The organism is Hydrogenimonas cancrithermarum, from assembly GCF_030296055.1.
Lineage (GTDB): Bacteria > Campylobacterota > Campylobacteria > Campylobacterales > Hydrogenimonadaceae > Hydrogenimonas > Hydrogenimonas cancrithermarum.
The window spans coordinates 46,545-58,187 of record NZ_AP027370.1; the positions used below are offsets into that span (position 1 = coordinate 46,545).

The window sequence follows — 11,643 nt, forward strand, 5'->3', positions numbered from 1 at the left end:
TATGATTACTTATGAAAGAGATTTTGAGTGGCAGGTCGATGACGATGCCGAAATGTTGATGGCGGAAGCGATGGGGCGTGTCGTGGAAGAGCGTGAGAAAGGCATCGCAGGCTATTACAATCTTCCGGAAGACTCCAAAATGATTGTAACGGAAGTCAATGCCTATGCGGGTTCGAACGATGCCGTCAAAAGCTGTGACACCATAGCCGTCATTGGCATCGGAGGCTCTTCATTGGGGGCCAAAGCCATCGATTCGATGCTGCGGCACAAATATCCTGAAGCCAGGCGTCTTCTCTTCTTCGAAAATCCGGACCCGGTCGAGATTTCACAGAAATTCTCGACGATCAAAAAAGATCGAACCGTTTTCATCGTCATATCCAAATCGGGCTCGACCATCGAAACGATGTCGATTTTCAAAGCGCTTATCGCCCATTTCGATCTCGACCTGGATGGAGAAGACAGAAAGCGTTTGATCGCCATTACGGATGAAAATTCGGCGCTTTGCCATTTCGCGGACTGTCACGGTATCAAAACCTATACGATTCCCCACAATGTCGGTGGGCGCTTTTCGGTTTTGAGTGCAGTGGGCATCGTCCCCCTGACACTTGCCGGGTACGATACCTGCTCCATTCTCGATGGAGGCGTGGCGATGGTCCGCCGTTTTTTCAACGGGGAGGCGGAACATCTGCTTATCAAAGCCGTTTTTATCGCGCGCCATTGGGAATCCCACCGAATGAACGTGCTCTTCTCCTATGCCACGTTTCTCGAGGATTTCACGAAGTGGTATGTACAGCTCTGGGGAGAGTCGCTTGGAAAAATCGACCGATGCGGAAACCGTGTGGGGCTGACGCCGTTGGGCCAGATCGGTTCGGTCGACCAGCACTCTTTTTTACAGCTTATCATTGAAGGCCCGCGGGACAAGACGGTTACGTTTATGAAAATAGAAAATTTCGAAAATCCGCTCACCATTCCCGAAATCACCCTCGAAAATATCGAAAAGACCGATTTCGTCAACGGCCGGACGTTCAACGAGCTGATCAACGCCGAATGTGACGCAACCCGTGAAAGTGTGGCGCAGCAGGGTGTGCCCGTCGATGCGATCGTTCTGGACCGTCTCAGCGAAACGAATATCGGTGAGTTGATTCTCTATTATGAACTGTTGACGTCGCTGACCGGCGCGATGCTGCATATCAATACGTACGATCAACCGGGTGTCGAACTTGGTAAAAAAATTCTTGCAAAAAAATTCCACAAGGCCAAAAAAATATGAACCTTTTCCCATACGTTATAGATGAAAAATACAGTACGTCGGTCGCCTATTTTTCGATGGAGTTCGCCATTGCCCAGGCATTGAAGACCTATTCGGGCGGGCTTGGCTTTCTCGCCGGATCACATATGCGAAGCGCCAACGACAGGCGGCAAAGAACGATCGGGATCGGTATGTTGTGGAGCTATGGTTATTACGATCAGAGTAGACACGAAGACAGCACGCTCAAGATCGATTATCGCCGGAAATTCTACTACTTTATCCAGGAGACCGGTGTCACCGTCGAAGTGATGATCAATGGAAAGCCGGTGACGGTAAAGGCCTATCTTCTTCCGGCGTCGACATTCGACAGTGCACCCGTTATCTTTTTGACGACGGATTGCTTTGAAAACGACCATCTCTCGAGAACGATCAGCCACAAACTTTACGATGCGAACGAAGAGACGCGCATCGCGCAGGAGATCGTGTTGGGGATCGGAGGGGTCAAGGTTCTCGAGGCGATGGGAATTCAGATCGACGTCTACCATATGAACGAGGGACACGCACTGCCGCTGGTTTTCGAACTCATGAAAAAATATGACGATCTCGAAACGTTGAAAAAGCATGTCGTGTTTACCACCCATACACCCGAAATGGCGGGTAACGAAGAGCACGATGTCCGCCTACTGGACCGGATGGGTTTCTTCAACGGCATCAGCGTGGAAGAGGTCCAGAAAAAACTCGGGTACCGTGACGAACGGTTCTCTCTGACCGTCGGGGCCCTCAAAACGTCCAAACGTGCGAACGCCGTCTCCAAAATTCATGAAAAAGTGGCCAATGAAATGTGGAAAGATGTTCCGGACCGCTGTGAGATCATCAGTATCACCAATGCCCAGAACATGCGTTATTGGGCTGACAAACAGCTTATGAGCTGGATGCAGGAGCATGAAGACTACCAGCTCATCGGGCGGAAAAAACACCTCAAACACAAACTTTTCGAGGAGGTCGCCGACCAGACTGGAAAGCTTTTCGACCCCGATGTGCTGACAATCGTGTGGGCTCGGCGCTTTGCGGAATACAAAAGGCCCTGGCTTCTGACCTACGACATGGAGCGCTTCAAAGCACTCGTTTCCAACACCGACCGTCCGGTACAAATCATTTGGGCGGGAAAACCCTATCCTCTCGACTATCGTGCCGTGCAGATGTTCAACGATCTCGTGATGATGAGCAAGGAGTATAAAAACGTCGCCGTACTGACCGGGTACGAGCTTCGTCTTTCAAAACTTCTGAAGCAAGGAAGCGATCTTTGGCTCAATACGCCCAGATGGGGACGCGAAGCGAGTGGAACGAGCGGTATGAGCGCCGGCGTCAACGCTTCGATCCACTTTTCGATCGACGACGGCTGGCATGCGGAGTTTCAAAAAGACGGCATCAACTCTTTCTCGATCCCCCACGCCGACCCGTCCCTCCCGAATGAAGAGATCGACCGTCTCGACTACCTGGCGATGATGGATAAGCTCGAAAAGACGATCGTGCCCATGTATTACGACGATGAAAAAGCGTGGCTTACGATCGCGAAAAACGGTATGAACGATATTCTCGCCTATTTCAGCTCTTCACGCATGGTGAAAGAGTATTACGAAAAAATGTACGACTACTGATGCGTCCGGTCGATGTACCGGACACTTTTCCCGAGGGAGATCTTCTCTCCCAGGTAACCGGTAACGAGCAAAAAAGTTTCCGGATCGATCTTCGCCGACTTTAGAAACTTCTCCACCAGCTCTTTCTCGTTGCTGAAATTTTCGATCGTCACGCATGAGACGCATCCCCATACCAGTGTCGTTTTGTTGACCAGTGCAGAATCGGTGCTGATGGCATAAAGAGGCTTCTGTGGCCGGAATTTGCTCAAATGCCGCAACGTGTAACCGGAAAGTGTCAGCGCGACGATGAGGTCGGATGCCAGAACGGAAGAGAGCTCTGCCGCCGCATGTGGGAACGCCTCTCTCGGTTCCGGCATAAAGGGGCTGGAATAGGGATAGAATTTCTGACTTTCGACAATGGTCTCTATCAGAACGTCGACAGCTTTGAAGGGGTATTCACCCACAGCTGTCTCATCCGAGAGCATGACGGCATCGGTACCGTCGAAAAGAGCGTTGGCGATGTCGGAGACTTCGGCACGCGTCGGATAGGGTGAATGGATCATCGATGTGAGCATTTGTGTGGCGGTGATGACCGGTTTTCCTTTGAGATTACACATACGGATGATCTCTTTTTGCAAAACCGGCACATGCGAGAAGCCTGCCTCGGCACCCAGGTCTCCACGTGCGACCATGACACCGTCACTCGCCTCGACGATGGCTTCCAGTCGAGTGAGAGCGCTTTTGCGTTCGATCTTTGCAATGACCCAGGCGCTACCGCCGCTTTCATGAAGTATGCTTCTGGCTTCCGCAATATCCTTTTCGCTGCTTACGAAAGAGACTGCCAGAAAATCGACTCCCATCTGTGCACCGAAACGGATATCTTCCCGATCTTTCTGCGTCAGGGCGTGGAGCGTGATATCGGCCTCGGGGAAATTGACACCTTTTCCATTCATGAGACGTCCCGGTGTCATAACCTCGAGAATCTTCTCCTCCGAATCGTGCCCGACGACACGGGTTTGGACGGTTCCGTCGGAAAAGAAGATCTTGTCGCCGATCCTCAATGCATCGACAATCTCCGGATATGTCAAAGAGAAGGCTTCCTCTCTCGGACGCCTGCTTACCCTGAGTCTGTCGCCCCGTTTGACTTCGATTGGTTTCTCGAGTCCCGTGATACGGATTTTTGGGCCACAGATATCCTGTAAAATACCGATTTGCCTGGATTTCTCTTCTGCTATTTCTCGGATGGCACGAATGGTTTCGGAATGTTCGTCGTATGTGCCGTATGAAAAGTTGAGACGAAAGACGTTGACGCCGCGGTCGATCAGTTCGGCGATAGATTCACGCGTATTGGTCGAGGGGCCCAGCGTCGCAACGATCTTGACCTTCGCTATCACAACTCTCCGATCCGTTTGGCAACGAGGTTCTGGGCCGCCTGGACGATTGGATAGGCGGTCGGAGCGGAGGTCAGAAGCGGATGGGTGGCGACCTGCAGATTGAGCAGGTCGAAGACACTCATCTTGTTTTCGATGATGACAGCGAGAATGTTGATCATCTCGCCGGCATCGATGCCGCCTATGATCTGGGCGCCTATGACCGTACCACTGCGTTTGAGTGCGACGAGTTTTACCGTCTGTTTGTGGTTGTTTGGAAGTTTCGAAGGGTGTTTGTCGTCACTGACGATCGTCGAACTCTCGATCGTGATAAACTCTTTTCGTGCATCCTCTTCGGTGATACCTGCCGATGCGAAGCAGGTGTTGCCGACGACGGTCGAAAAGATGTCGATCGTACCGGAGAATGTTTTGATAATGTTGATGTTGTAGAGGTTCGCCGCTGCGATACGTGCTTCCGCGGTAGCGGTGGAAGCGAGCATGATGGGGACGGTACGTTTGGTGATGAAATGGCGTTTCTCGGCACAGTCGCCCACGGCAAAGACATCGGATTCGGTTGTTCGCATATATTCATCGACATAGATCGTATCGTATCGGCGCATGGAGAGGCCGCTCTTTTTCGCCATCTCCGTGTTGGGAACGTAGCCGGTCGCCATGATGACACCGTCGCAGGGGATGAGCGTCCCGTCGTGAAGTTCGATGCCGCCGGCTCGCCCTTCATCGTCGACACGAATACGCGTCGTCTTTTTCTCTTTGTGGAATGTTATGTTGTCGTGCAGCATGATCGACTCCATCTGTTCGGAAAACTCGGGGTCGAAGGCGTGCTTGAGAATACGGGATCCGACAAGGTCCACTTTTTTTCCGCTTCGTGCGAGTTCGCCGGCAATCTCCACCCCGATGAAGCCGGTCCCGATCACGGCCACGTGTTCCATCGCTTTGACACGGCTGTGCATTCTGAGGATATAATCGGGGTCTTTGGGAACATAGAAAACTCCGTCGGCATCGTAGTTTTCGATCGATGTCGGTTTTTTGGGAATCGAACCGGTTGCGATAATGAGCTTTTCGTAACCGTAGCGGCTGCCATTGCGTCCCCTGGCCACTTTGTTGTCGAAGTCGATCTCCACCACTTCGTCGTGAATCAGTTCGACCCCCATTTTCGCCGCCCGGTTTCCGCATGGGATCATATCGTCTTCCGGGGATTCCAGATAGGGACCAAAAACATAGGGAATGCCGCACGGCACGAGAGATTTTTCATCTTTTTTTATAACGGTTATCTTTTTTTCGGGGTAATACTGCCTGCAGGTCCCGGCTGCTACCATACCGGCAGGTCCTCCCCCGATTATCATAATTTCACTGTGATTCATGGATCTGTTTACCTTTTTTCAGTTTCATAATGATATCATATAGTTTTTAACATCTTGTGTAATGAAACGGTTATTTTCAATCGGTAATATAGAAGAAACGAAGGAGTGTGAATGCCATTGGCGATTATGTGTTCCGGGGGCGATGCACCTGGAATGAATCCGGCGATCAAGAAGTTCGTCGATTATCTGTACGAAAAAGGTGAAAAACCCTATTTCGTCTACAATGGACTCGATGGGTTGATCGACGGAAAGATCCATCCCGCTACACACAAAGATGTCGGGGGCATTTTGCATAGAGGCGGTGCCATTATCCGATCGTCGCGTTCCAAACGTTTTTACGAGTATGAATATCGCAAGCAGGCATATGAAAATCTCAAAAAACACGATATTACCGGCCTCGTCGTCCTGGGTGGGGATGGATCTTTTCGTGCGATGGAGAAGATGAGTCAGGAATTTCCCCTCAATTTCGTGGGTATCCCCACGACGATCGACAACGACATCTATGGAACGGATACCTGTCTGGGTGTGGATACCGCGCTCAATGTCATACGCGACGCACTCGACAAGATTCGAGATACCGCCTCGACGTTCAGCCGTGCTTTCGTCGTCGAAGTGATGGGGCGTGAATGTGGTTATCTCGCCGTTGTTTCGGCGATCACGAGCGGTGCTGAAATCTGCCTCGTTCCGGAGGTCGATTTCAACTGGCATGTGGCGAGGGAGCATCTTAAAAGAGAGATTCGTCACGGACGCAATTATGTACTTGCTATCGTAGCGGAGGGAACGAAAATGACTTTCGATATCGCGGACTGGCTCGAAAACGATATCGGAATGGAGACGCGGGTGACCGTACTCGGACATATCCAGCGTGGCGGAAGTCCTACGGTCAACGACCGTATGCTGGCTTTCGAATGTACGATACGTGCTGTCGATCATCTGCTCTCCGCGACCAGTTCCAACAAAGTCGTCGTCGTGGAAAATGGAAATTTCGGAATGAAAGAGATCGATGAGATCGTCAACAATAAATATCAGATCGACCCCGAGCTTCTAGGAATGCTCAACCGGCTCGACTGAACATCAATTAAAATTTGAAGAGGAGTGAAATATGATCAAAGTGACGAAAAAAGGTAAGAAAACGTGGGTAACGTTCACGACACCCGCCATTGCATGCGAATCGATCGAGATCAAAGGGAGTTGGAACGATTGGGAGGCCGAACCGATGAAGAGAAAAAAGAGTGGTGAATTCTATATCACGAAAGTGCTTCCTACCGGAGAGAATTATGAGTTCGGCTATCTGTGTGACGGCAGGGAGTGGATGACAGAAGAGACGCTCCCGACGGTCGGAACAGTGTTCGGAAGCGAAAATTCGGTATTGAAGCTCTAATAGTTTTTCATATATTCATATAGATTTGATAAAAGGATATTCTAATGGCAAAAAAGATAAAAGCCGTCATGATGGCAGGCGGATTTGGAACCCGCATTCAACCACTGACCAATTCCGTTCCGAAACCGATGCTTCCGATCGTGAATCTGCCAATGATGGAGCATACGCTCAACAAACTGATCGAAACGGGTATCAAAGAGGTTGTCATACTTCTCTATTTCAAACCCGAGATCATTAAAAATTATTTCGGTGATGGCAGCAAATGGGGCGTGACGATCCACTACGTCCTTCCGGACGACGACTATGGCACGGCTGGTGCGGTAGGGTTCGGCCGCGAATATCTTGATACCACCTTCATGATTGTAAGTGGCGATCTCGTTACCGATTTCGACTTCAAAAAAATTCTTGAATATCACAAAGAGAAGCGCTCCAAACTGACGATCACGCTCACATCCGTCGAAAACCCGCTCCAGTTCGGCGTTGTCATTGCCAACGAAGAGGGGAAGATTGAGAAATTTCTCGAAAAACCGAGTTGGGGGGAGGTGTTCAGCGACACGATCAACACCGGTATCTATATCATAGAGCCTGAAATTCTCGACTATATTCCGGTTGGAGAAAACTTCGATTTCGCAAAAGACCTTTTTCCGCTTTTGATGCAGGAGGGGATCGACCTGATGGGCTACAATGCGACGGGGTACTGGAGGGATGTCGGAAATCCCGACAGCTACCGTGAAGTGCACGACGACATTCTCAACAGACGTCTCGAATTCAAGATACCGGGCAAAAAGATCGACTATCCCGACGGTACGCTATATCTGACGGGAGAGAGTGAGATCGATCCGAGCGTCGAGATTATCGATACGGTCGTCATCGGAGGCAACGTCTCGATCGGAAAACGGACACGCCTGCACAATGTCGTCATCGGGGACAACGTGACACTCGGCAGCGAATGCCGCATTCGAAATTCGGTTCTCTGGCACGATATCACGATCGGGAAAAAGGTGGTGCTCGACAATGCGGTGATCTGCAACGAGACTCAGATAGGGGACGGCGTCTCGGCAAAAGCCGGGTTGATACTGGCAGAAGGGTGCAAGGTGGGGAAACTCGCAACCTTCGAACAGGATGTCACCGTCTGGCCCGGCAAAGAGATCGAACCGGCGGCCATCGTCAACAACAATGTCGTCTGGGGCACACGCTACCGAAACACGATTTTCGAAAACGGCAGTATTACCGGAAAAAGCAATATCGAAATCAGCTGTGACATGGCCTGTAAAATCGGAGAAGCGTTCGGATCGCAACTGCCGATGGGCAGCAAAGTTCTCGTCGGCCGCGATTACGACAAAAGCCCGCGTATGATAAAACGTGCCTTTGTCGGCGGGCTACTCGCGACAGGTGTCGAAGTGCTCGATCTGCGCGACGTACCGCCAGCTGTGTTGCGCTATAACATCCAAAGAGACGATTCGATCGTCGCCGGAGCCTATTTCAGAAAAAACCTGAACGATCCGGCCAGTATCGACATCACCCTCTACAACGAAGAGGGGCTGCGCCTTGACGGAAACAGTGCCAAAGCGGTCGAAAAAACCTTTTTCAAAGAGGATTTCAGACGTGTCGACTACACTGAAATAGGAAAGATTCACGACAGTGAGTTTTACCGAAAGGAAGAGTGCCTGAGCTATAAAGCGGCACTTGAAAATTCGATCGATCACAAGATCGTAAAAAGCGGCGGTTTCCGTATCGCCGTCGATTTGATGTTCGGCATTACCAAAGAGGTCTTTCCTCAAATCATGACCGACCTGCAGATCGACAATATCATACTCAATGCCTATACCGATGCGAGAAAACTGGCCAATATACAGCATCACAAGATCAAATCGAAGCAGGATATTTCCGCCATCGTGAAAAATCTCGGCCTCGACATGGGGATACTCATCTATCCCCACGGACAGCGTCTGACACTTGTGACGGACCGGGGCGAGATACTCGACAAAGTCGAAGCGTTGACGGCCGTGCTCAAATTGATGGATATGCAGGCCGCTTCGGAAGGGAAAAAGATGCGTGTTTTCCTGCCGACATGGGCACCCGACCTGATGGATCCCTCCTATAGACATCTGATGATCAAACGTGGAAAGTACGCCAACTTCAAAGCATCCACATTGAAACGGTTCGATCTGATCGCAACGATCGACGGAAACTACGCCTTTACCGAATTTTCTCTCCATCGCGACGCGATGTATGCGAGTCTCAAGATCATGGAGCTTCTGACACGTCACAACTTGAAACTTTCCGATATCGCGAAGGGGATGACGCACTTTTTCTACCAGACATGCCGTATTCCATGTCCACAGTCGATGAAGGGAAAAATGATGCGGAAATTCCTGGAGTATGCCAAAGGAAAGCGTGCTTCCACAGTCGACGGTGTCAAGATATGGGAGAACGACAGCGATTGGATTCTGATGATTCCCGACCAGTACAGCGAACATCTCAATCTCTATATTCAGGCAGCCGACAAAGAGAAAGGGATGATGCTTCACGACACCTACGGAAAAATGATCGAAGAATGGATGCAAAACAGCTAAATGGTTGACCTCTCCTTTTTCTGGCATATGCATCAACCCGACTACCGCAACGGAGAGGGTGTGATGCGAATGCCGTGGGTTTTTTTACATGCGATCAAAGACTACTACGACATGCCGTGGATACTTTCGCGTTTTCCTCGTCTGAAAGCATCGTTCAACGTTACGCCTCCTCTGATAGAGCAGCTGCTACTTTATGAAAAAGAGGGCGTCGAGAGTGACCACTTTTTGTCACTATGGGCCAAATCGCCCCAATCGTTGAGTAGCGACGAATATGAGTGGGTTTTGAAAATCTGTAGAAGCAGCCAGTTTGAAACGATGGTCAAACCACTTCCACGCTATGCGGAGCTTTATGAAAAAAAGAGGCTGAACGCGGATGAATATGTCGAGTTCGAAGTGCTGTTCATGCTCGCGTGGTGCGGTAACTATCTTCGAAAAGATAACGAACACATCGCCACGCTGCTTAAAAAGGGAAGAGGGTATGACGCCAGGGACAAAGCGCTTTTAATCGAAACGCTTCTTTCATTCATTCCCAAAATTCTTCCATTTTACGGAGAACTTTTGAAAAAAGGACAGGTTTCGCTGGCGACTACACCGCTCAACCATCCTATTCTCCCTCTTCTTCTCGACATGAACAACGCCAAGATCGCCAATCCGAAGACGGCCATCCCTTCCGATCCACTCTCCCTGGAAGGGGATGCGAAGGCACAAGTCGAGCGTGCCGTCGTACTCTACAAAGAGCTTTTCGGCCTCTCCCCTACCGGATTCTGGCCGGCAGAAGGGGCGGTGGACGAAAAAAGCGTTGCCATCTACAAATCGCACGGTATCCGCTGGATCGCCACGGACGAAGCGATTCTGTTCAGATCGCTTGGCTGCGATACACGAGAGGCACTCTACAGGCGGTATGGCTACGACAACCTTTTCATCGCTTTCAGGGACCACTTCCTGAGTGACCTCATCGGCTTCACCTACCGCTTCTGGGATGCCGAAAAAGCTGCGGAGGATTTCGTCTCACATTTGCACACGATCGGAGAGAGATACGGCGACGCTGCCATTTCGGTGATTCTCGACGGTGAAAATGCATGGGAGTTCTACCGAAACAACGGCTACGACTTTTTCGATGCACTCTATACGAAACTCGACGATACGCAGTGGTGCCGGACAGTCACGATGGATGAAACGGCAGAGAAAGGTTTCGAAACGCTGCCGAAGATTCATCCTGGATCGTGGATCTACAGTACATTCGACACGTGGGTCGGACATCCGCAGAAAAATACGGCATGGGAGCGCATCTACCAGACGAAACGTGACTATCTGCGGCATGAAGGGCGGCTGGATGAGCGGCAAAAAGCGGCCATCACGGACCACTTCCTTGCCGCCGAATGTTCTGACTGGTTCTGGTGGTACGGCGATGATCACTTTACCGACTATGCCGACGAATTTGACCGTCTTTTTCGAAATCATCTGATCGAGATCTACCGTCTGATGGATGTTGCGCCCCCTGCAAATCTCTTTCAGCCCATCGCCGGAGAGAGAGACTTGCATGCACTGATGAGCGAACCGAAATTTCCGATCCATCCGACGATCGACGGCCGGATCAGCTCCTTTTTCGAATGGCTGGGCAGTGGCATGATGGATGAAGGCCGCCTCTTCTCGACAATGGACAAAGTGCGAGGCCCCATCGAAACCATCTACTGGGGCGAAAACGGCGGTGCCGTCTATCTACGTCTCGACGGCGATATGGAAAAACTGAAAAGATCGGGCGTTTTGCATATCTATATCGATGAGCTCGACACTCCGATCGACCTGGCGGCGGCAGACGCTCCTTTGCATGGCGATATCTCGTTTGCGGTGGGCGATATTGTGGAGATTGCACTCTCCAAACGGATCTTCCGCGGAATGAACAAGATTCATCTGCGTATCGAAGTGGAACTTGATGGCCAGGTCGTCCAGACGCTTCCGGGAGTGTCGGAACTGGGCATCGACCTGCAGGATGATTTTTCCGAAAACTGGTTTGTATAGGAGACTGGCATGAAGCGTTCATGAGGGTT

At 50.7% G+C, this 11,643-nt stretch carries 8 protein-coding genes; 6 read left to right on the forward strand and 2 right to left on the reverse strand.

Going from position 1 to position 11,643, the window contains the following annotated elements; genetic code table 11:
• The first annotated feature begins 1 nt into the window (after position 1).
• Positions 2-1,270, forward strand: a complete 1,269-nt coding sequence (locus QUD54_RS00230) for a glucose-6-phosphate isomerase (protein ID WP_286336948.1) — start codon at positions 2-4, stop codon at positions 1,268-1,270.
• On the forward strand, positions 1,267-2,907 hold the full coding sequence (glgP, locus tag QUD54_RS00235; RefSeq protein ID WP_286336949.1) for an alpha-glucan family phosphorylase: 1,641 nt from the start codon (positions 1,267-1,269) through the stop codon (positions 2,905-2,907). Before QUD54_RS00230 ends, glgP begins: the two co-directional genes overlap by 4 nt.
• On the opposite strand, the gene pyk is transcribed toward glgP, so the two are convergent.
• Positions 2,901-4,280: a pyruvate kinase gene (gene pyk, locus QUD54_RS00240; protein WP_286336950.1), complete on the reverse strand. Its 1,380-nt coding sequence runs from the start codon at positions 4,278-4,280 to the stop codon at positions 2,901-2,903. The two genes, glgP and pyk, sit on opposite strands and share 7 nt — an antisense overlap.
• Positions 4,277-5,593 carry an FAD-dependent oxidoreductase gene (locus QUD54_RS00245; protein ID WP_286336951.1) on the reverse strand — a complete coding sequence of 439 codons (1,317 nt, stop codon included), beginning with the start codon at positions 5,591-5,593 and terminating at the stop codon, positions 4,277-4,279. Before QUD54_RS00245 ends, pyk begins: the two co-directional genes overlap by 4 nt.
• A 156-nt stretch (positions 5,594-5,749) precedes the next feature.
• On the opposite strand from QUD54_RS00245, the gene QUD54_RS00250 reads away from it, so the two are divergent.
• The 4 genes from QUD54_RS00250 to QUD54_RS00265 are packed head-to-tail and all read left to right on the forward strand — an operon-like array spanning position 5,750 to position 11,614.
• The gene (locus QUD54_RS00250) at positions 5,750-6,709 is read left to right on the forward strand and encodes a 6-phosphofructokinase (RefSeq protein ID WP_286336952.1); all 960 of its coding nucleotides are present in this window, start codon (positions 5,750-5,752) and stop codon (positions 6,707-6,709) included.
• Between the two features lie 31 nt (positions 6,710-6,740).
• On the forward strand, positions 6,741-7,019 hold the full coding sequence (locus tag QUD54_RS00255) for an isoamylase early set domain-containing protein (RefSeq protein ID WP_286336953.1): 279 nt from the start codon (positions 6,741-6,743) through the stop codon (positions 7,017-7,019).
• Between the two features lie 44 nt (positions 7,020-7,063).
• The gene (locus QUD54_RS00260; protein ID WP_286336954.1) at positions 7,064-9,595 is read left to right on the forward strand and encodes a sugar phosphate nucleotidyltransferase; all 2,532 of its coding nucleotides are present in this window, start codon (positions 7,064-7,066) and stop codon (positions 9,593-9,595) included.
• Complete coding sequence (locus QUD54_RS00265) at positions 9,596-11,614, forward strand: glycoside hydrolase family 57 protein (protein ID WP_286336955.1); 2,019 nt, start codon at positions 9,596-9,598, stop codon at positions 11,612-11,614. It begins immediately after the preceding gene.
• Positions 11,615-11,643: the final 29 nt, after the last annotated feature.